Annotated in this window: 16 protein-coding genes; 15 read left to right on the top strand and 1 reads right to left on the bottom strand. The window is 60.1% G+C overall.

Features of this window, described 5'->3' with window-relative positions; genetic code table 11:
* Nucleotides 1-24: 24 nt before the first annotated feature.
* The gene (locus ACTOXK_RS03065; protein ID WP_482277050.1) at nt 25-954 is read right to left on the bottom strand and encodes a LysR family transcriptional regulator; all 930 of its coding nucleotides are present in this window, start codon (nt 952-954) and stop codon (nt 25-27) included.
* A gap of 233 nt (nt 955-1,187) precedes the next feature.
* On the opposite strand from ACTOXK_RS03065, the gene ACTOXK_RS03060 reads away from it, so the two are divergent.
* The 15 genes from ACTOXK_RS03060 (at nt 1,188) to pyrH (ending at nt 22,664) form a co-directional block, all read left to right on the top strand.
* The gene (locus ACTOXK_RS03060; protein ID WP_482277051.1) at nt 1,188-2,423 is read left to right on the top strand and encodes a radical SAM protein; all 1,236 of its coding nucleotides are present in this window, start codon (nt 1,188-1,190) and stop codon (nt 2,421-2,423) included.
* The gene (locus ACTOXK_RS03055) at nt 2,407-2,601 is read left to right on the top strand and encodes a hypothetical protein (RefSeq protein ID WP_482277052.1); all 195 of its coding nucleotides are present in this window, start codon (nt 2,407-2,409) and stop codon (nt 2,599-2,601) included. The genes ACTOXK_RS03060 and ACTOXK_RS03055 overlap by 17 nt, the downstream gene beginning before the upstream one ends.
* 36 nt (nt 2,602-2,637) lie before the next feature.
* Nucleotides 2,638-3,177, top strand: a complete 540-nt coding sequence (locus ACTOXK_RS03050; RefSeq protein ID WP_482277053.1) for a hypothetical protein — start codon at nt 2,638-2,640, stop codon at nt 3,175-3,177.
* Between the two features lie 12 nt (nt 3,178-3,189).
* Nucleotides 3,190-3,432 carry a helix-turn-helix domain-containing protein gene (locus tag ACTOXK_RS03045; RefSeq protein ID WP_482277054.1) on the top strand — a complete coding sequence of 81 codons (243 nt, stop codon included), beginning with the start codon at nt 3,190-3,192 and terminating at the stop codon, nt 3,430-3,432.
* Nucleotides 3,433-4,253: 821 nt separating this feature from the next.
* A complete protein-coding gene (locus ACTOXK_RS03040; RefSeq protein WP_482279843.1) occupies nt 4,254-13,631 on the top strand; it encodes an AHH domain-containing protein in 9,378 nt (3,125 codons plus the stop codon).
* A gap of 12 nt (nt 13,632-13,643) precedes the next feature.
* Entirely contained in the window at nt 13,644-14,222 is a 579-nt protein-coding gene (locus ACTOXK_RS03035) for an imm11 family protein (RefSeq protein WP_482277056.1), read from the top strand.
* Nucleotides 14,213-15,121: a YwqG family protein gene (locus tag ACTOXK_RS03030; protein ID WP_482279842.1), complete on the top strand. Its 909-nt coding sequence runs from the start codon at nt 14,213-14,215 to the stop codon at nt 15,119-15,121. Before ACTOXK_RS03035 ends, ACTOXK_RS03030 begins: the two co-directional genes overlap by 10 nt.
* 134 nt (nt 15,122-15,255) lie before the next feature.
* Complete coding sequence (locus ACTOXK_RS03025) at nt 15,256-15,900, top strand: DUF2247 family protein (protein WP_482279841.1); 645 nt, start codon at nt 15,256-15,258, stop codon at nt 15,898-15,900.
* A gap of 590 nt (nt 15,901-16,490) precedes the next feature.
* Entirely contained in the window at nt 16,491-17,006 is a 516-nt protein-coding gene (locus ACTOXK_RS03020) for a hypothetical protein (protein ID WP_482277059.1), read from the top strand.
* A gap of 230 nt (nt 17,007-17,236) precedes the next feature.
* The gene (locus ACTOXK_RS03015; RefSeq protein ID WP_482279840.1) at nt 17,237-18,298 is read left to right on the top strand and encodes an Imm32 family immunity protein; all 1,062 of its coding nucleotides are present in this window, start codon (nt 17,237-17,239) and stop codon (nt 18,296-18,298) included.
* Nucleotides 18,282-18,716: a hypothetical protein gene (locus ACTOXK_RS03010; protein WP_482277061.1), complete on the top strand. Its 435-nt coding sequence runs from the start codon at nt 18,282-18,284 to the stop codon at nt 18,714-18,716. Before ACTOXK_RS03015 ends, ACTOXK_RS03010 begins: the two co-directional genes overlap by 17 nt.
* The gene (locus ACTOXK_RS03005; protein WP_482277062.1) at nt 18,716-19,117 is read left to right on the top strand and encodes a hypothetical protein; all 402 of its coding nucleotides are present in this window, start codon (nt 18,716-18,718) and stop codon (nt 19,115-19,117) included. Before ACTOXK_RS03010 ends, ACTOXK_RS03005 begins: the two co-directional genes overlap by 1 nt.
* A gap of 225 nt (nt 19,118-19,342) precedes the next feature.
* The gene (locus tag ACTOXK_RS03000) at nt 19,343-20,719 is read left to right on the top strand and encodes a hypothetical protein (RefSeq protein ID WP_482277063.1); all 1,377 of its coding nucleotides are present in this window, start codon (nt 19,343-19,345) and stop codon (nt 20,717-20,719) included.
* A gap of 151 nt (nt 20,720-20,870) precedes the next feature.
* A complete protein-coding gene (locus tag ACTOXK_RS02995) occupies nt 20,871-21,674 on the top strand; it encodes a DUF3825 domain-containing protein (protein WP_482277064.1) in 804 nt (267 codons plus the stop codon).
* A 273-nt stretch (nt 21,675-21,947) separates the two neighbouring features.
* A complete protein-coding gene (gene pyrH / locus ACTOXK_RS02990) occupies nt 21,948-22,664 on the top strand; it encodes a UMP kinase (protein WP_482277065.1) in 717 nt (238 codons plus the stop codon).
* Nucleotides 22,665-22,719: the final 55 nt, after the last annotated feature.

Genomic DNA, 22,719 nt, shown 5'->3' with positions numbered 1-22,719 from the left:
GTAGACATAGTTCTCCTCTCTCGATTATGGGCGGGAACGATTCGCGGGTAACGGTTCTTGCGATCCCCGTCCTCGGATAAGGGTGGATTGAAGGCGGGAAAGGCTAAGGTGGTTTTTATTCTGGGGGTAGGTGAGGTAAAGGGGCAGGGCGAAGATGCCTTCTTCGACGGTAAGTGGCTTTTCGCACAGGAAATCACCCAGTTCCAGAAGCGGACTCTTCTGGCCCGCCAAGATGAGGCCATCTTTGGCGAGAAAGGCTTTGTGGGCTTCGAGGGTTGGCGTGAGGGCTTCGAAGCGATTACTTTGGCCTGTTTGGGTAAACTGCTGATCGATTTTGGGAAATACAAAGCGCAGGTCTTCGGGAAGCGCGATGGGGAATCGTGCCAAATCGTTGAAATCGACCGCTTCGCCCACGGCGGCGGGGTGGCCTGTGCGAGCCAGAACCTTAAGTTGCAACGAGCCGATACGCACGTTGAAAAAGTCATCCTGGTTGCAGCGGCCAATGCTGACCGCTGCATCAATGAGCCCCTGCTCTAAGGCCCTCAGACACCCGTCCGCTGAACTGTGAAATAGTTCCAGTGAGATTTCCGGGAATTCAAATCGGAAAAGATCGAGCCGGCTTTCATCAAACAGAGCGCCGCGTAAGGCGGTAACGGGAATGCCCAGTCGAATAGCGCGAGGAGAATCGCCGTCCTTAACGTAGCTTAGCCCAAATGCCTCGAAGTCTTTATACCCTTCAACAACGGGACGGGCGAGGTCTGCAAGCTCGGTGCCTAGCGCTGTGGGCTTAATGCTGCGCCCGTCGCGCGCAATGATCTCGTGGCCAAAGTACTTCTCCATGTCTTTGATGGCCTTGGAGATTGCCTGACTGGTCACGTGCAGGTGGTGGGCCGCTTCGGCCATGCTGCCCAAATCCACCGTCGCGACAAGGTAAGCTAAATGATCGATATGCATATCGTCATCTCCGCAATCAACAAAACTTCGTTGGTAATCAATGATACTCGATGATTGGGGGTGTTGTGAATCGCATATAGGGCACTTTCTGGAAAATGAGCCTTGTGATTATCAACGAATCGTTTCAATTAACAACGAAAAGTTGATAATCGGGACTGGAAAACAACGACGAAAGAGCGGAAACTATGATTCGGCTTGAGAGGAACAATGCGTATCGAAAGGGGCGAAATGCAGTGAACGAACGGGCTCGGCTTTTCGCCGTCGACGGTATTGCGATGCTTGGAAACCCTCAGACAGGCTTCGTGATTGGCCTCTCGCCCGATGAAGTGCCGCTGGCGCAGGCATTCGTGGCCGGCGAAGTGTCCATCGCTGAGGTAGGGAGATTGGCTCCTGATTTGGCGGCGCAGATGGAGGCAGGCCGATTGGACCGGCTGGCCTTGCCTGTATTGAAGAGTGCCTATCTGCATATTACCCACCGGTGCAATTTGCGATGCGAGGGATGCTATTCCTGGATTGGTGATCGCAATGGTGCTGATGACCCTACGGTAACGCAGATTGGCAACGCATTGCGGTATCTTTCGTCGCGGGGCATTGCGGAGTTGAATATATCGGGCGGTGAACCCTTCTTGCGCTCCGACCTCCCTGCTATCCTTGAGTTGGCGGCTATCGATCATGGGATTTCATCCATCAACGTGCTAACAAACGGAACAGTGCTTGATCGGAGTCTTCTTTCTGCTTGCGCTCCCTATATCGATACGATCTCCGTTTCCTTCGACGGGGCGACTGCCGACCATCCAGCGTTCATTCGCGGAGAGCAACGTTTCGATCGACTGGTGGAATTCGTGACCGAGGCGCAGGCGACGGATATCAATGTCTGCATTACCCCCACGATGCACCGCCTCAATATAGATGATGTGCCGCTCTACTATGATTTGGCTGCTCGGCTGCATTGCGAACTGAACTTCAGCCTCCTTTCTTCTACGTCTTGCGGATGGGGCGACGAGGGCCTCATGCCCACTGACGATGACTTGCGACGCTTGGCTTCCATAATGATCCAGTGCTCTGGAGGCGATGGGGCGGCCATTCAGACACTCGCGAGCGGGTTGGAGTGCCGCGAGAATTGCGGTGCCGGCATGGACACGCTCAGTGTGGCCGCCGATGGCGAGGTGTACCCCTGCCACATGATGCACGACGAGCGCTATGGCATGGGTAATGTGTTTGATGGGCAGGGACCGACGGCGAAGGAATGCGAGCTGATTGGCCGCCGAGTGCACGAGGTGAGCGCTTCGAGTCCGTGTGCCTCGTGCGACCTGCGCTACCTTTGTGGCACCGGTTGCCGGGCCCGCGCCATAGGAAGTGGCGGGGAAACTGACCCATATTGCACCTTGTACCAGGTGTTTTTTAGGGAAACGTTGGAAAGTATCAAACGACAACTGCCAAAGGAGGCAAACCATGCTGTTTCATTCTGATCTCGATGATTTCGATGTCCCTTCCCACTCGCGTTGCCAGCATATTGGGTTTGGAGGCGTGTGCGTAAACGTCGGCTATGCGAAGCAAAGCGCGGAGACAAAAAGCGAGTCTTCCCAGGTGCGCAAGTTTTGTGAAAAGAAAGGCTACTTTCCTCAACCCAAGCCTCTCGTCCTATAGTTTGTTGGGCATAGCAGACTGAGAAAAGGAACTTTGTTGAAAATCAACAGAGAATTGGGCAAGATCGAATCATCGCTTCAGAGGGCTCATCGTATGGGCCGCTTCCTTAGCGTAGCTTTTGCTGTAGCCGCAGCGTTCTTTGTCGTTCTTGCCCTATTCCTTCTTGTCGCTTTGGTTCAGCAATCAGGCTCAGGGAATGGGGCTGCTGTCTGGATTGGGGCGATGTATGCTCTTACGCAGGATGTCGTGATGGGCCTCGCCTTTACCCTCTGCGCTCTCGTTGCTCATGATGTGGCGAAAGGCGCCACTCCGTTTTCTGAAAAACAAATCAGGCGCATGCTGGTCACGGGGTGGCTTATGGTTGGCTTTACCCTGTTTTGCCTTTTCTGGGATCCTTTGGTCTCGGCGCTTAGCTTTTCTTTTGGCGGTGTTGACTTTGGGATTTTTACCAGCGATCAACCCGGAGGGCTCAACCTCAACTTCGAGACACTTATTGCTGCTGGGGCATTCTTCCTGTTTGCTTACATTCTCAGCTATGGGAAAACTCTGCAAGAATTGGCCGACGAGGCCCTGTAGGGGAGCGGAGCCATGGCAATCATCGTAAACTTAGACGTAATGCTTGCGAAGCGGAAGGTTCAGTCGAAGGAAATAGCCGAGCTCATTGGCCTTTCGGAGAACAATCTTTCGCGCATCAAAACGGGGCGCATCAAGGCCATTCGCTTCTCTACTCTGAATGCACTGTGCCGGGCGCTCGATTGCAAGCCAGGGGATATTCTCGATTACGTCTACGATGAGGCGGACGAGCAGGAAGACTTCTACACTGAAGACTAGCGCGCTGGAGACGAGCGTGATTCTCAACGAATCGTTTTCTTTATCAACGATAAGTTGGCGTTAAACGAATGATATTTTAGCTGATAGATTCCATAATGGTTTTCATGGGCCCTTGGCTTCAGAAGGGGATGAGAACCATGTCTCGGGGGTTTGGCTACGTTATTGCAAAGTGCTTGAGCGCTATGCTCGGCGCCGCAGTTTTGGCGGCATTGCTGTCAGGACTGGTTGGCTGGGCTGCCTGGGAATGGGTTGTGCCCGCTCACGGCTTGTCAGCGGCCCGGGCTTTCGTTCGCATGGCTTCCGTCGCGATCGGCCTGGGCTCTTCCACCGTAGCCATGGTCATGCTCGTGCGACATCTCTACGGACGTTCGCGGAGGAATCGAAGCGATCGGGGTGGCATCAACGCGAGTGTTTTGGATGCCGTGGTGCCCCGGATGCGCCGATCGGGTCGTCAAGCCCTCTGTTGCCTCCTTGCATTCTTGCTTACGTTCTCGCTGCTGGGCGATGGCGTGGCTGCCTATGCTGACGAGTTGCGAGGTGATACGGGAGCACCGCAGGCGGAAAGCGACATTCAGACACCCGGCGCAGATGGGGAGCAATCGGGCCTGCCCGGGCCCGCGGACGAGCCCGATGAAGAAACATCTCCCAGTCCGACCGAGGAAGACGCCCCTTCTTCGGCAGAATCGGATCTGGGGAGTGACGATGTTCTGCCGTTGCCTTCGGAGGAACAGCCGGAGGATCCCTCGGCATCGGCAGATGCGGGATCCGAAGGGGAGGGTCTGCATTCGGAAGAAGCCACCGAGGAAGTTCCCGTTGTCGAGGTGATTGAACCTGCGCCGCCGGTGGACTACTACGCCGAGCCAGAGCCCGAAGGGGAGCTGATATCGGCAGAAGATGGAGTGGCGGTCTACCAGCTTTCGGAGACGCGGTTCCGTACAGTGCTGGGTGGTGTGGCCACAGCCTATGTCGACGAAGATGGCAGTGCCCGACCCATTGATAACACCCTGGTTGTCGCTGAGGAACCGGCGAACGAAGGACCCGTGGCCGCGTTCCTTTCCCTGTTCGCGCCCGATTCGCCTGAAAGGGGGAGCGCTGCGGCTGTTGCCGAGGGCGCAAGCGATTCCGGCGAAGGCGATGGAGCGGCCCCCGTGTTTCCCGAGCCCAACTTCGCCACCGTGTACGAACCTGCTGCCAACGGGTTCGATCTCCGTTTGCCCGCAGCCTTGGGCGAGGGGCGCGGCATCGTTATCGAGAAAGATGGCCATCGCATCGAGCTCGTCCCTGAAGAGGGAGACTTCACCCATTCGGCCGCCGAGGGTAATGCCATTCGCTACACCGAGGTGCGTCCTGGCGTGGACTACCAATACACGCTCCTCGGCGGCGTGGTTAAGGAGGACGTCATCCTCACGCGCCCCGTGGAGGCCTTCGCGCCGGCCATGAAGATCATCGTGGACGATGATCTGGAGGTGGTGCATGAACGGGGCATCGTCATCGTACGCGAGAAAGGAGCGGCGCCCGATCCGAGCGATGGAGAGAGCGCCGATCCGGCCCTGGCGGCCACGGCCCAGGACCCGCGCGAGATCATCACGCTGTCGGCACCCATAGCCATAGACGCTGCTGAGGCGGTGGACAATTCGGTCTCCATGGCCCTCGGCACTGCTGAGGACGGTACGCCCGTGGCGCGGGTGGAGGCGAATTGGGAGTGGCTTTCGGCTCCCGAACGCGCCTACCCGGTGCGCATCGATCCTACCATCGACATTGCCAAGAGCGCCATGCGCGTGACGGCGGTAGAGCAGCTGGCGCCCGATACCTACGTCGGCGAGAACGACTTCCAATATGCCGGCTACGACGACGGCGACAAGACGGGTACAGCGGAATTCCGCGGCGGCTACGGTCTTGGAATGTGCCGGGTGTACCTGGCCATCCAGTACGACTTCGGCAACATCATGGACGAGGCTCGCATCGATTCGGCCAAGCTGTGGCTGCATCAGCGTACGGCTTTCTCCAACGGCAAGACAGAGCTTGGCCTCTACCGCAACAAGTCGTCCTGGGACTTCGACTCTATTACCTGGAATAGCCAGAAATCCATGGGTCACGAGTTCGTCACCTCGCAAAACGCCCGCACCTCCAAGGGCTATCTGGCATGGGATGTGCGCGAGCCCGTCAACAACTGGGTGCAGGGCACCTGGGGCCAGAACGGCCTGTGCATCAAGGCCACCGATGAGCGCAACATGCAGTGCGAGCTTTTGGACAACAAGAACGCCGACAACCCTCCATCCTTGGAAATTGACTGGGCGGTGCCCGACCCGGTGAGCGAATCGCTGTCTCTGAACGCCACGACCATCAATCTGCGCACGGTGACCGAGGCGGATTTCGCGGGCAAGCTACAGCTAGACGGCGTCTTCGCGGACGGCGTGGCCCAGCCCCGTTCCATGGTGGCCTACGAGCTGGTGGGTAAAAACGACGCCGGGGTGGCCTATGCCAGCCGCAGCTACAAGTACCCCGACAGCACGGAGTGGGAGAAGCAGGTACCCAGCGGTACCAAGTACCGCGACAAGCTGTCGAACTGGCAGAGCAAGTTGTTCGGCGGCTTCGCGTTCAACACCAGCTACAAGGTGCGGGCGCGGGCCGCGGCCAACGGCAGCTCGGGCAAACTGGTGGAATCGGACAGCTTCCTCGTGTACAAGGCCACGGCCAAAGATACCCTCCCTTCCATTGCGTCTCATTACGGGGTCAGCCTGAACACATTGGCCCAGGACAATCGTGTGCAGGACACACTCATCGTGGGCGGCAACACTATATTCGTGCGCAATCCGAAGACCACTAAGGCCTATAACCCCAAGCAGCTGACTGACAGCCAGAAGAAGCGCATCGATTCGGCGCTCATGGGCCGCGGCAGGCATTGCGAATACGGCTTCGAGCCCATCAACCTGAATACGGGCAATTTCATCCTGGAGGCCACCGACGCTTCGGTGCCGGGCCTCGGCGGCGACTTTGCCCTCACGCGCACCTACAACGCCCAGGGCGACGGGTACCTCTCGTCTTTCGGCCGCAACTGGAGCTTCGCTTGGGATGAGAGCTTGGGCCTGCAGGAAAACGGCGCGGCGGTGTACTCAGTGGGCGATGGCAAGACATACTGGTTCGACCCCGACGGCAAGGGCGGCTTCAAGAGGCACGGCGAAGCGGGGTTGGCCCTGAAGAAGATCGCCTACAAAGAAGGCTCGGCCACGCGCTACCGCTGGGAGATCGTCGATGACGACGGAACGGTGCGCCGCTTCGATAAGTGGGGTCGTCTCACCGAGATACAGGACGCGGGCGGCTCCATCACGCGGATCGGGCGCGACGCCAACGGTCATATCGCCTCTCTCGCCGATCGCACGGGCACCTCCTACGCTGTGACCTGCAACGCTCAGGGGCTCATTACCGCCGTGAGTCTTCCCGGCGGTGCGCGCTTGGCCTACGGCTACGATGCCGGCGGGAATCTAACGAGCTTCACCGATGCCGGCGGTCGGGCGGTGCGCTACGAGTACGACGGCGCTGGGCGCATGACCGCCTGGTACGACCAGAATGGCCGGCGCGTGGTAGCCAACACCTACGACGGGGCCAATCGCGTGACACGCCAGGTGGATTTGGCTGGTAATGTGAACACGCTTTCCTATGGGTCTGGCTACACCCGAGCCACCGATGCGGCCGGGCGCACGACGGTGCATCGCTATGACGACCGAGGACGCACGACGTCCATCGAGTATCCCGACGGGCGGAAGGTCGCGCGCGTCTATGGGGCGAATAACACACTCATCTCGGACGAGAATGGTACCTACGCTTACGATGCCGCCGGCAACTTGGTGCAATCCACTAGTCCCGATGGGCACGTCACCCGCTACACCTATGACGGCAAGAACCATGTGACGAGCCGCACTGACCCCGACGGTGCCACCACCCGCTATACCTATGACGGCGCGGGCAACTTGCTCTCGGAAACCTCGCCGGCCACGGGCACGACCGCCTACACCTACGACTTTGCGAATCGCTGCACCTCCAAGACCGATGCCGATGGCGTGCGCGAAACCTACGCCTGGACCGGTGCGAAGCTCATGCGCGTGGAAACGGCTGCGGGCACCACCCGATACGCTTACGATGCCATGGGGCGCAAGGTGTCCGAGACCGACCCGGCGGGGCACGGACGCACGTGGGCCTACGATGCGGCCGGTCATCTCGTCGGCGAACGGGATGGTGCAGGGGGAAGCCGCTCCTACCGACTGGACGGGTTAGGGCTCGTAAAGGCCATCACCGACGAGCGTGGTTACACCACTTCCTTCACCTACGACGGCGCCTACCGAATAGCCACCATGACCGACCCAGCTGGCGGTGTCACCCGCTACGGCTACGACAAGGCGGGAAACTTGGTACGTCAGGTCGAACCCGGCGGAGCGGTTGCCACCTACGCTTATGACGCTCGCGACCGCATGGTGTCCGAAACGGACGCTCTGGGGCACACGACCCGTTATGCCTATGACGAGCGGGATAACGTCATTCGCGTGGAAAGCCCCGATGGCGTTGTAGAGGAGGCCGCCTACGACGACACCTACGGTGTGCCGACCAGCTATACGGATCCGCTGGGGAATGTCACAACCTATCGCTATGATGCTGCTGGTCATCTGACGGAAACCGAAGATGCCCTGGGTGTGAGCGAGCGAATTACCTGGGAGCCGGGTGGGCGCCGCGCATCGGTCGCTGACGGGCGTGGGACAACGACATCCTACGCATACACGGCTGCCGGGCGCGTGAGTTCTATCGACGAAGCGGGGCGCACCTGGTCGTTCGCCTACGATGGCTCCGGCGCCATGGAAGGCGCCACCGATCCCGCCGGTCGCGCTTTCTCGTTTACGTGGGATGGGGCGGGAAACCTGACGAGCCTTTCCGACGGTCAGGGTGCCATTGCCTCCTGGACCCATGATGGCGAGGGTCGCACTCTCAGTGAGACTGATGCTCTGGGAGCGGTTACGCGCTTCGCCTACGACGGCGCTGGCAACGTGGTGCGCGAGTGCGATGCCCTCGGCCATGAAACGAGCTACGAGTACGATGCCTTCGGAGCCGTGACGGCGGTCACGGACGCAGCGGGCAACACGGTGCGCTGCGAATACGACGAGGCGGGCAATGTCGTGGCAGTGACTGACGCCTTGGGCCACCGGCGCACGGCCGCCTACGATGCGGTGGGCAATCTTGTGAGCGCCACCGACACCCTGGGAAACGTCACAGCCTACGAGCACGATACAGCGGGACGCGTGACTGCCCGTGTCCGGCCCGATGGGGCCCGCGAGACCAGCGAGTATGACAAATTGGGTCGGCTCGTGCGCACAGTGGATGCTGCCGGCGTGGAGGCCACCTATGAATGGGACGTGCGAGACAACCTGACAGCTGTCTCCGATAGCGCCGGCAGTGCGGAGGTTTACGAGTACGACGGTGCCGGCAACCTGACGAGTGCGACTGATTCTCTGGGCCGCACCGCGTCGCTGGAGTACGATGCCTGGGGCCGCGAAGTGCGGGCGAGCGACTTCGATGGTTCCGTAACGACCTACGAGTACGACGCTGCCGGCAATCTTTCCCGCGAGATCGATGGGCTGGGGCACGCTATCTCCTATGGCTGGGATGCTCGCAACAATCTGCTTTCCGAGACGCGAGAGGCGGATGGGGCGGTCACGAGCTACGAGTACGATGCCGCCGGCAATATCACTGCGGCCACCGATGCCATGGGCGCGGTGCGGCGATGGGCCTACGACGCTGTCGGTAATACTACCGAGGCCGTGGACGAGGAGGGCAACGCCACGACCTATGGTTACGATGCCTTGGGAAACCTGGTTCGCTCCACCGATCCTTTGGGGAACAGCGCGGTTTTTGTCTGGGACGCTAACGGCAACCTGACGGCCGCAACGAGCCCCGAGGGCTCTCGCGACCAGTGGGCTTATGACGGCGAGGGGCGCCTCATGTCGCACACCGACGCTCTGGGCCGCGAGGAGCAATGGGCCTGGGACGCTCTCGGCAACCTGACAACTCATACCGACACCGCGGGCGCGGCAACCTCGTACCGTCACGATGCGGTCGGCAATCTGACGGCTGAGACCGATCCGCTGGGGCGCACGACGGCCTATGAGTACGATGCCCGCGGCAACGTGCTCTCGCGCACCGCCCCGGGCGGCGGTCGCTGGGAATACGGCTGGGATGAGCTCGACCGCCTGACCCGCATAACCACGCCGCGGGGTTACGTGCGCGAACTGGAGTACGATGAAGCAGGCAACGCTGCTGTCGATCGCGACAACCTGGGCGCTCGCGTCACCTACAGCTACGATCTTCTGGGGCGTCTGACGGGTCAAGAGGACGCGGCGGGTCATAAGCGTTCGTGGGAATGGGATGATGCCGGCAACTTGGCCGCCGAAACCGATGCTGCCGGCGTGCGTACCGAGTATGCCTACGATGGGCTGGACCGCCTCGTATCCCAGCGCAACGGTGAAGGGGAATCGGCGCGGTGGGCCTGGGACGCTCGCGGCAACCTCGTTGCCCAGGGAGGCACCGATATCGAGGGCCTGGTGTTCTCCTACGACGCGGCGGGCAATCTGACCAGCCAGGCCGATGCTCGTGGCAACATAACTGCCTACGAATGGGATGGCGACGGCCGCCTCGCGCGGCAGACTTCTCCCATGGGCGCGGTCACAACCTATAGGTGGGATAAGGTCGGCAACCTGTCGGCAGTCACCGATTCCCTTGGCCGGGTGTCATCGTGGGACTACGACGACGCCAATCGTGTGGTTCGGGCCACCGATCGCAACGGCCATAGCGCGGCCTACGAGTGGGACGATGCCGGGCAGCTGACGAAAGTGACGAGCCCCGAGGGTGCCGTGACCTCCTACGAGTACGACCTGGACGGGAACTTGGCCCAGGTAACCGATGCCATGGGCCGCATCACCCGCTACGGCTACGATGCCGAGGGCGGTCTTACCTCGGTGGAGTCTCCCTCTGGCGCTCTGGAAGAATTCGTGCGCGATCCGGCCGGCCGTGTGACGGCCGTGGTGGATGCCGCTGGCAACGCCACCACCTACGACTGGGACGAGCTGGGCAATCTGGTGGAAAAGGGCTATTCCCAGGGGGATGCCCAGTCGGTGCTGTACGCTTACGATGCCAACGGCCTGGTGACCGCTCGTGCCGATGCGATGGGAGAGGCGGCTTACGAGTACGACGAAGTGGGCCGCGTCATTGCCGAGGCGGACGGCCAGGGACGCCGCATCCAGTACACCTACAACAGCTTGGGTGAGCTGGATTCGGTTACCTATCCCGATGGCTCGGTGGTGGCCTATGCCTACGACGCGGTAGGCAATCTCATCCAGGTGCGAACGGCCGAGGGTGACTACACCTACGAGTACGATGAAGAGAACCGCCCCGTGCGCTTGATGCGGCCCGATGGGTCGGTCACCACCTACGAGTACGACGGTGAAGGCCAGCTGGCAAAGCTGGAAAACGCCGGGGCCGATGGCGACTCCGTCTCGTCGTTCGCCTATAAGTGGGACGGCGAGGGCAATCCCATTGCCGAGGAGGCGGTCCTCACGAACCCCGATGGGGTCGTCATTCAAAGCGCGCGCATTTATGCCTATGATGACGACGACCGCCTGATTGCCTTCGAGGAGAAGACCGATGACGGCTCGGGGGAGACCCACATCCGGGAGGAATACCAGTGGGATGCCGCCGGCAACCGCACGGCTATCGAGCGCACCGACGTGGTCTCGGGCTCTACCGCGCTTACGAAGCTCATCTACGACGACGATGACCGTCTCGTGGAATCGGTGGGGCCGGAGGGGCGCACGACCTACGAGTACGATAAGGCCGGCAACTTGGTGCGCAAGGATGCCGCCGGCGAAGACCCTGTGGAGTACGCCTATACCGCCGAGAACCGGCTGGCCGCTGTGCGCCAGGGCGGCCGCGTGCTCATGGCTGCCACGTACGATGGCGATGGCAACCGTGTGTTCCAGGCCACCTTGTACCATACCGACGAGCTGGCCGTGGGCACGATGCCCTTCACGGAGCTGGAGCCCAAGGAAGTTACACCGGGACAGCCCCTGCCTGAGCCCGAAGACCCTGCCTGGTGGGGCGCTCCTACCCGCGTGGCACCCCGGTGGACAGCGGCAGAGTTCGGCCGCCTCGCCACCACTGGCACCTGGGAGCGCCGCCCCATCGAGGCTCCCGTGGCCTCGTGGAGGGCCGCGTCCGCCAAGCGGGAGGCCCCGGGTTCCGATCCGGCTCTGCGCTGGGCGGTCTATGGCGCAGCGGTAGGTGCCGCATCGGCCCTCGTGCCGGCGTGCCCGGCTGCAACGGCTCTGGTTGCGTTGTTGGACGGCTTGCTGGATCCTTTGGCCACCCATGGCGCCCAGCCGTTCGGGATACCGCTGCCGGGGACTGATGCGGCCCTGCTGGCAGCGGCCACGCTCTCGTCCGAAGAGCGCCAGACCATCCTCTCATCGGCAGGTGTGCCCCTTGCTGCCCCTCGGGCATTGCCGCTGCGCGGCAATGATTTGGTGCCAGCGGCTCAAGAGCCTGCTGTCTTGAAGCCGTTGGGCGACAGCGTGCAAGTACGCTACGGCACCATACCCACCTACACGCCCTATGTGCAGGAGCGCTGGGAGCTGGTGGCCTATGTGAACTCCACGGTCATCGACGATGTGGCCCAGCCTCTGGCCCGCGAATCCAGTGTATCGGGCGCCCTGAACGACACTTACGGCTTGGGGCGCCTATCCACTGTGGGCGGCACTGAGGCCGTGCCCGTGGCCGATACGTACTTGGAGGATGGCTTTGGCAGCGTGAGCGCCGTAATGGCCGGCGACGGCCGCATCGCGGCCAGCTACGCCTACGCCCCCTGGGGCGAGGCAGCCGCCGATACCGGCGAGTTCGGGGGTCCGGCCCTGGGCGGCATCGGCTACCAGTCCGAGCTGCCCCACTACGGCTACAACGGCGAGGAGGCCACGGGCGCCGCCGGCCTGCAGTACCTGCGCGCCCGCTGGTACGACCCGGGTGCCGGCACCTTCGGGAGCCGGGACACCTACCTGGGGGACGCTGCCGACCCCGCCACCCTGAACCGCTACGCCTACGCCGAGGGCAACCCCGTGGCCTCGGCCGACCCCACGGGTCACGAGTCGCGTTCGACGAGAGGCAAGACCGCTAAGCAGGTCCGCAAGAACTCCTACAGTCGTAACCGGGTGCTCTCGGGCGGCAAGGGAACCTGGATGCAGCGGAGTTACACCTCGAAGGCCCTGAAAACGAAGACCTCTGGGCTTCTTACTACCAACAGGAGCATGGACAGGCGACTCGCATCCGGAGGCAAACCGAAAGCCCCGTTCCAGTCAAACACGATAATACGCACGAGTGGATCGAGTGTCATTGAGAAGGCGTGGAGCGTCTCTCAGGCAGCCCGATCGGTCGGCAGGACGACCAAGAAGATATTCTCCCCATCGAAAAAGAGGAAGAGTTCGGCGCAGATCTACGCCGAGCGCGAGGCTGCCCGCATTAAGCGCCTCATGTGCTCCACGCTGCCCTACTACAACGCGCCGAAGCAGAAGAATCACAACTCCGATACCCACACTACCCTCGACATTATCGGGACGTTCGACCCTACACCTCTGTCTGACGGCGTCAACGCGATAGCCTATTGGCGGGAAAAAGATTATACGAACATGGCGATTTCTGCCATTGCTGCGATCATCCCCTATGGGGGTGACCTTCTCAAGGGCGGAAAGGTCGCAAAGAGTATCGCAAAAGCCGCGTCGGATGCATCTAAGGAATCCGCAGCAGCATTGAAGCTTGGGAGGCCGGCTAGCTCGAAAGTGCTTGCGCACAATATGAAGGAAGCGGGCGTAACTCGCCCTAGTTCGGATTATGCAGCGCATCATATTATCGCGGGAGGTGCAGCAAAGGCTGATGAAGCGCGACGGGTCCTTGAAAAATGGGGTATCGATATTAACGATCCAGCGAATGGGGTCTATCTTCCGACGAAAAAAGAGATCGTTCCAGACAGTGCCTATCACCCAGGTCTGCATACCAATGAGTATTATAAGGAGGTCAATACGCGCATATTAAAGGCATCGGGTTCGAAGAAAGAAGTTCTTGAAGAGCTCGCCAAGATACGCGGAGAGCTTGTAGCGGGTACTTTCGATTATTAAGGAGTGTTACTTATGAAGGTGTGGAAAGTGGGCCATTCGGAGGAGAACAACGATTGGGTTCGGGTGAAGGGAGGGAACTTCCCGTTTGTTGTCGACGTTCTCGATGATACGCCGCGCAGAAGCGGGTGGGCGCAACTGGAGTTGGAGGGGGTGGACGGCACTCATGCCCCCTTGCACTTCGATTCCCCGTGGTTCACGGGTCGCTCTCTGGTTGTGTCCGATCGCGCTAAAAGGTGCCTAGAGGATCTCATGGGCGACAACGTCGAATTGCTGGCGGCAGACTTGGAGGGAGAGCCTTTGTGGCTCCTGCACGTGATGTCGACGGAAGGGTGCGTAGACCACGGGAGGTCGGTGGTACAACGGACGACGTCCGGGGAGGTGAGGGGCTTTCTGGAGTACCAGCTTCATCGGGAGACCATTGCCACCCTGGCCCTCTTCGGCATTCCCGAGGAGATGGTGTACAGCCCCTTCTGTACGGAGGCCTTCAAGCGGCGTGTCGAGGAGTGCGGCCTGACGGGGCTGAAGTTCAAGCTCGTGTGGGACAGCGAGCTGCCCCAGGGCAGCATCGTCTTCCGGACGGTATGCGTATGAGCGGCTTTGGGCCGGGGGCGGAGGGATCTGCGACTCGGGAGATAGAGGAGGCCATCCTTGAAGTGGGCTGGGCCCACCGAAGGGCCGCCCTGTCGTTCGAGATCGGGGGGACGGCTCCTCCCGACCGGCTCTGCAGCCGGCTCGGCGGCCTTCCGCTGATGCCGCCCGGAGAACAGTGGCCGCGCGACTCCCGGGGACGGCCGCTGTCGCTCCTAGCGCAGGTGAAATGCGCCGATCTGGCCCCGTTGCCGGGCTTCCCGCACACGGGCCTGCTCCAGTTTTTCGTCCTGGGAGCCGGCCCCGGCTGGGGCGTGGGCGCGTCGGGCTACGACGTGCAGGACGGGTTCCGCGTCCTCTACTGGGACGCCGCGCCGCTCGCCGCTGTCGATCCTCCCCCGGGTACTAGCGACCGGCTGCCCTTCTACCCGCCCGGGTCCTGGGCCCTCCGGTTTGGGCCCGCTGTTGAGCTGCGGCCCATGACGGCCTGCGAATGGAGGTTTGAGCCGCTGCTTGTCCGCGCCTGGAGCCGCGTGCACCCCCAGGCCCCGCTGCGGTTAGCGGACGACGGATGCGGCCTGCCGGCGTTCCTGGAAGCGGAGGGCTGTCCCGGGGAGCTGTGGGTCGACGAGGTCGCGGCCGTGTGCCCTCCCCGCGGCTCGCGCAGTCAGGTGGGCGGGTGGCCGAGCTTCGAGCAGTGCGACCCGCGCCTGTGGCCGGACTGCGAGGGTCTGCGCCGCTATGACACGGTTCTGTTCCAGCTGGATTCGAGCATCGTCGACGACGGCGTGCGCCCCTGGGTCGAGTGGGGCGATGGCGGTGTGGGAGTGTTCCTCATCAACGGCGACGACCTGCGCCGCCTCGACTTCTCGCGGGTCATGTACTATTGGGACTGCGGGTAGCCGCCGAGGGCACCCGCGGCGGCCCGCGCACCGGCCAGGAGATGCCGCTGTACAAGCAACCGAGATGGGGGAAGGCATGGCCGTGACGGACATCAGATTCTTGAGAAACATGGCTGGGAGGGGAGTCCAAGAGGATGATTGCCTATGCGTGGGATGAGACGTCAGACTGTTTTGTCCGGTTGTCCTTGTGCGGTTTGACAATGAGGGCCGGCGATAGAAGAGCGGCTGGACAGTGGACGGGAGCCGATATGTCTCTAGGTTTGTTTCATAGGTACGGACTAGTTCCTACCTGGGTAGATGTCATGTTCGGGTTGAAGGTAGGGCTTGTGGCCGAGAAGGAGGCCTCCGATGAGGCAGTGCGAGCTTTGGAGGGGGACGGAAAACAAGGGGAAGACGATGAGAGAGCTCTGCTAGAACTCTGCTGGCCCGATCTTAATCGTGATGAAGTCATAGGTCGCGTAGAGACGCTCGCCGATGTTCATGCGGTCGGATTGGCCGAGGAAAGATGGGAGTACGTCCTGTGCAAGGCCGCTCTAGACAGGCGGGGGTCTGACGAAGAGCTCCTCGACGCGTTGGCAGATGTTTACGCGACTCTGGGCTATCCTGCCGATATGAGGCCTTTCATCTATTATATTCCCGCAGAGAGCGCCGACCGTAGCCCTGCAGGGCTCTCTGTCTCGCAGAGAAGGCGCGCCCTTCTCGACCGGGCTCGGTGCTTTCTCCAAGGAAGGAGGCTGACTATAGGCTTTCCACCTGAAGATGCAGCAGTTGAATGGTGAGCCGAGAAGGCAGGAACCGCTGTCGATTGTCCGGCCGTGCCGCCGTACTGGTGCAAACGTACGAGAGGGATGGCGTTCTGTGGCGAGAGAGTCGAGCTGCTCCCCTTCATCCTGGCAAATGAATGGCGCGTCCGCCGGACGCTGACAGGCTCCCCTCAGAGGCGCTATTCCGTAGAGCTGGTCGCTATAAACCGATTCTTTCAGGCACCGGGTGATGCACACGCTGTACGGCACAGTGTCCTACATGGGCTCGTCCCGGGCTTCGGTGCCGGCACCGACGTGGTTAACGGTTTGTGGTACGCTGCCGAGGGGCAACTACGCGGACGCAGCCTCGTCCTTCACGTCGGCCGGCCACCGTCAAACAGCTAGCTGGGGCGGAAGTGAAAAGCGGCGATATATCGAAAAGAGCAAGAACGACAAATCGAGCAAGGACGTTTTAGGGAAGCCCAGCAGATGGACGTCGACGACATTCGGAGCAACTTCGGCGATAAATACAACAGAGAAATATCCCAAATGCAAGATTACACCAACGAACTCGAACGAAAAGGGCTTATCTAGTTTGGCGCTAGCCATAGCGGAAAGGAGAGTATATGAGGCATGAAATAAGACCATATGTTGGCGTTGACGGGTTGCGATTTGGTATGACGACGCAGGAGGTTCATGACATATTGGGGGAGCCTCGGACTCGTTTTCGGCGTGATTCGCGCACGCCCGGCGATCCGGATACAGAGGAGTTTGTCGACCTGTTCGTTAGTTTCGATGCCCATGGGAAATGTGACTTTGTCGAAATCTTCGGAGGAGAGGTGTTCCTTGAGGGATATCAGCTTTTCCCGGGGGAATACGTCGAGGTATTGGAGGGGATCTCTGCGATGGGCGGCGACTTCAGATGCGATAATGCTGGATGCGAATCCATGAAGTACGGTGTGTCCCTTTACGTTCCAGATGCCATCGATCTCGCATACGACGATTGCGACGAGCCGCCTCTCGTCGTGGCCGCGGGGGCGTTCCGCAGGGGGTACCGGAATGCCTTCGACGCGCAGCACTCCGGGGCTCTGGGTCTTCCGCCTCATGAGTGGCTGGAAGAACTCAAGCGGGGACGGGCATAACGGCTGGGCCGCGACGGGAAAACAGGGCAAGCAGATACCGTAGATGACGGGAAGGGCGAGCCGTGGCGATCATGCTGAAAGAGAAGTGCTCTGGGATTCTGGGACGGTCGCCTTGCGAATGGCGGGGGCGTTGAAGTACGAGCGCGGATAGCGGCTGGTCGCCTGCCGTGTGCAATTGGGGTATCGCAATGGAGTTGCAGCTCGTGTTCCGTTAGGGCGAGGAGGTGCCCATGAAGAGAAGGCTTGAATATCCCCTCTGGGAGGATGGGGACACTATGAGGTATCGGTGGGCTCCTTGCTACAGGATTTGGACGATGGAGCGCTCTGGGAGGATCGTCGTGGTCGCCAACCGTCCGGGGCTTATTTCCCTCGCCCGTATCTGCATGTCACTTGCGAGTTTTGACGGCGGTCGCCCACTGCATGAGCATCTTGAGACGGGCACCGATTTGGAGGATGGGTCTACGGAGCTGACCCTGGTTCGCGAGGGCGAGGAAGCTGGGCCCGGTATCCCGCCCGCGGAAAGGCTTGGAGAGATCGCAATCGATGTTTCAGAGGGCGCTGGCCGGGACGCCTGTGCTCTCCTGCAGCTCGAGCCAGGCGAGCATGTGGGGTCGGAAATCGATGGGGACAGCCTGACTCTCGTCGCCAATCGGGATGGCTTCATTGCTCTCGCCCGTGCCTGCATGGCGCTGGCCGAACCCGATGTTGGGCCGGGGGCGAGGATCGAGCTATCGGGCGTTGCCGGGCCGACGGTCGAGTTCGAGAGAGCGGTTCCCGTTGAAAAGGATGCCTCATGGCGGCCTCGCGTCTGGAGAGTGTGGGCCGGCGAATCGTGGGTTGAGGAAGGGTGGGGTGATGCGAGGCCTTTGGGCGACGGTACGCTTCTTATGGACAGTCGCGCCCAGGCGTTCTTCGCGGAACTCTGCGGACTTGTTGCGAGTCCCTCGGATGTGGGGATTTCCGGAGGGCTTGCGTGGCACCTGCGCGATGTGCCTGAGGTGGACGCTTTCATTCGCGAGGAGACAGACGTGGCCCGCGGGGCGAATGGCGACATGTGGATCCGTCGGTACGCCTTGGCGACCAATCGTGGCGCCGGGTGCGACCTTTTCCGACTGTGCGGCGACCAGACTGGCGGCTTGTATGCCTCCCAGCTCCTTTTCGAGCGGTGGGTCGATGCGGGTCTTGAGGGTCTTGGCTTTCAGCTTGTATGGGATAGCAACTATGGCGAGCAGGTTGTTTTCACCTCCCCCGACGACCGAGGTTCCGTATGGGTTGATGGGAGGTTGGTCTGAAACGGGGAAGGGCGATGCAAAGTACTTTAAGGAGTGGGATACCACTACGACGTGGATTCGCGTGTCGGATCAGTACGAGTATTTCAGCGACTTGAGCAATGGGTATGCGGTCGGCGAGGTGGTCAACGTCTACACCAATTCATCCCAGAAGAATGCCGGTATGAAGAATGTCGCTGTCAACGATCTTTCGAAAGGCACGGAAGGCCTAGGTGTGCAGCCGGGTGATCTGGTCTTCTTCTACAATGACGAGGGCAAGGCCCATCATGCTGCAGTGGTGAGCGGCGTAACGGACGACAAGATTAACTATGCAGCCAACACAACACGTAGGTTTGATCAATCGTTGAAGGCGGCTCTCGATGCTGGCGGAGAATCGAAGGGCGCATACATCGTCAGGCTCAAGAGCAGGGGAGGAGTTTAATGTCTAGAAAAATTCGGTCACGTATTGTTGCCTGTGGAGTCCTTATCTTGCTTGTGATTGTCTCCTATATTGCTTGGGCTCGCGTGGACACCTACGAAGTTGTCGCAAAGATAGAGGCTTCGTCGCAAAGCGAGTATGAGGGAGTGGACAAGGTGGTGAGGCATTTCGCTATAGAAAATGTTTGCCATGAGGATGGCTTTTCGTCGCGAACTTGGACAGAGGACTTTCAAGAGTACTTTGCATGGGTATGGGGCGACATGGGGGGTATTTGGATTGGCTACACGCAGCGATACACGAATTCCGATGGTGACAACCTCAGCTCATACGATAGTGTATGGGTTGACATTCGCAAGGGCGCCGATGGAAGCTGGAAGATTGTGCGCGTGAACGTGAGGCCGTAGAACGGCGAAGCCAGTCGTCCTATCGGTTCGCCTCCCCAGAGCGTGTGCTGGGCTTTTGGATTGTTGCCCCGGCGACGTTCTCGCTCGGATTCCCGACGCAGGGCGGCATCATCAACGGAACGTTGATGGTTTTTATCGGGCTTTGGGCGCATACTATGGGGGTGGAGGCCGCTTCTTGGTGGGACGGTCTGCCATGCGGAGAGCTTGAGGGGAAAGGGGAATGCCATGGCGGCTGGTATGGCGCGTGCGGCACGGAAGGCGGTGGCCGCGGGTGCGGCGCTGTGTCTGGCGCTGGGGTTGTGTGCGTGCGCGGATGCGACGCGCGATGAGAGCTTCAGTGAGCCGAGTGATGCCGACGGGGTTGGCATGGAAGAGACCGAGCGGCTGCAAGGGCTGTTAAACGCCCTTCCCGATTCCTATGCTTGCAACACAACGGAACGGTATGTCATTGGCGAGGGCGACACCGTTCAAGAAGGCGTCTTGAACAGCGAGACCGTGGCCGACAACACGGACGGCGCCGCCCTTGTGTACATCAAGTACGAAGGCGACTGGGAAGAGAAAGACGGCGTCGAGCTGTACGCCGAGGGCGAGAAAACCGTGCAGGTGAGCGAGGGAGGGGCTGTTGACGTATCATCGATCAATCCAGCTACTGGTGGCGAGGGGTGGCAACTGGTTGGCGGCTGGCAGGAAATCTATTGGCGTTATGACACCTTGGTCTCTGTCGAAGAGGATGGAGAGGATACGGTATTCCACCTGAGGTTCGGAGGAGAATTTCCCGAGGCTATTGGATTGGTGGAGAAGCCGACGGAAGTTGAGGTGAGCTGTCGGTTCAACGCCATGGGAACTCTGGTGGGCGAGACGGTGACGGCCAAGGGCGCTGCGGAGGTCGGCGGCCAGTCGGTGCCAGCGCGCACGGCCATCGAGACGACTTATCACAACTGGGGCAATGTGACGGTACCCCCGATGCCCGAGGACGAGGGGGCGCTGGTGACGCGTGATGCTGCGCAGGCCTCCGCCGAGCTACGCGAGAGGTTGGAGAGCCTTCCCGCCAATATGACCGTGGGAACTGAGACGACGGTCACCACGACGGTTGGCGGCCAGGAGGAAATCACCACGGTATACGCCGAGGCGCTGGTTGACCGCACCGACGGCTTCAAAGCTGCCATGTACCTGGAACTTAACGGGGACGAAGACAATGCGACGCTTACGATTTTCGATGGCGATCAGTCGCAGGTGATTCAAGGCGACGAAGTGGTCGGTGAATCGCAGACGGGCGTTCCGGATGACCCCGCCGGTATCGAGAAGGCGCTGGCGCTGTTGGATTGCGCTGGGGGTATCGATGTGTACGAGTATGATGACGGAGCCATCGAATACGTTCTGAATACCGATCCGACGAAGGTGCCGTCGGGGCTCTTCGACGGCATGGAGAGCATTGGATCTCTCATTGTCAGCTACTATTTCGATGGCGAGGGCGCCATTCAGGGCGTGGTGATGAGGATCAAGGGCACGCCGGCCGGAGGCGGCGCGGGTGATGCCATTGCCATGGAGACGAACGCCTTCTACTGCGATCTTGGCACCACCGAGGTGCCACCGCTGCTTTAGCTGGCCAGGTAGTCGTCCCTATGACAAAATCCTCTCTCGCCGATAGCTGCGGGAGGCGGACTCTCGACTTTTGATGCATATATTATTGTTAAATTGCATTTTCTAATTATAATAGGAAGATATTAGTAGCATATTATATGTGGGGTGAAAAATGAAGCTAAGAGACTGGGCTTTTCTGGGCAACTATGAATTCTTTACGGGCCGGGTTCGGCAGCTTGCCGTGGACGAGTTGGAGCCTGAAAGGTGGAGTTGCCCGGGAAAAAACGATTTCGGGATCTTGAAGAACTACCTGTATTTTACTTTCGAGAAACTTTGGTGTGATCGAGAGGATGCGGCAGATGAAGACAAGCAGACGCTGATTTATATAGATGACGATGTGGCTTGCTTTAACACCGGACTTTTCGACAAAAACTGGCAGGAGATATATTTCTATTGCGAAAAGAACCCAAACGAAAACAAGCAACCTTGGAAATTCATCTCCTTCTGCAATAGCTACACAATGCAATATCGACCCGTAGGCCACGAGGCTTATTCGCGTTTGAGACGAGCAAATTACTTTGATGACCCCAGCCTACTCCTTTTTGACAGCAGGTTGGAAATCATCCCGCAGTGGAATCATATTATTCATGATCCCGAAAACTTCCAGCGCATTCCCGCTAGTTTGCGGGAAGAAGGCGAATCTCTCTGCAGGTCTGTTATCGACGGCGAGATTCGCAAGGTCAGAAAGCGTATCCAGGCCAATTATAAAACTGTTGTTCCTCAGTACTATAAAGGCCGCATACAGCTTCTTATGCCGCTCTATTTGACGAACCCTAACACCGCAGATCTCGCGCTCGTGCTGTCGCTGAGCGATGACCGGTCTGTATATTATGGACACACTTGCCTTACCATTGATATGGCGTACAACAATGCGCGTCTCATTGCGCGGCCTGAGAGTTACTGGCTTCACGTGTAGTTGACGAAGAGTTGAGGTTGCCTTAAGATAGCGCTGTCATATTTGCTTGAGCGTTTGATTGGCATTAGGTTCAGATTTTCTTTTTGTGAGTTTGTTGCTAGGGGCGGGATGCGAATCCCGCCCCTTATTTTTTTGGTACTAAATCATTGAAGGAAAAGGGGCTGGGGGGTCGTTTGTTTTTTCGGGTCTTGGGGGAGCGCGGGGGTGCGGGGGCGCTATTTCGGGTAATATGTATCCGTTTAGATAGAACCTGCCGATGAAGGGATTTGCTCGATGGCGAACGAATATAAGTACGATCGCGTTCTGCTGAAGTTGTCCGGCGAGGCGCTGGCCGGCGATCTCGGGTATGGAATCGATCCGAAGGTGGTCGACGACCTGGCCGAGGAGATTGCCGAGATCGTTCACGACGGCGTGCAGCTGGCCGTGGTCATCGGCGGCGGCAACATCTTCCGCGGTCTGGCCGGCTCGGCCGAGGGCATGGATCGCGCCCAGGCCGACTACATCGGCATGCTGGCCACGGTGATGAACGCCCTGGCCCTTCAGGATGCCTTCGAGCGCCACGGCATCTTCTCCCGCGTGCAGAGCGCCATCAACATGCAGGAGGTCTCGGAGCCCTACATCCGCCGTCGCGCCGTGCGCCACCTGGAGAAGGGCCGCGTGGTCATTCTGGCCGCTGGCACGGGCAACCCCTACTTCACCACCGACACTACGGCCGCCCTGCGCGCCTGCGAGCTGGACGTGGACTGCGTGATGAAGGCCACCAAAGTGGACGGCGTTTACGATGCCGACCCCACGACCCATCCCGAGGCCCAGCGCTTCGACCGCATCAGCTACATGGACGTGCTCAGCCGCGGCCTCAACGTCATGGACGCCACGGCCACGTCGCTGTGCATGGACAACAACGTGCCCATGATTGTGTTCAGCCTGACCACGCCCGGCAACATCAAGGCCGCGCTCCAGGGCGAGCCGGTGGGCACGGTCGTCGAGTAGCGCGCACGGCCCGCGGCCTTTCCGGTCGCGCATTTTGTATCCGAGGAGCCCGCGG

This window comes from Adlercreutzia sp., from assembly GCF_056795635.1.
This window is presented reverse-complemented; position numbering and strand designations above follow the sequence as displayed.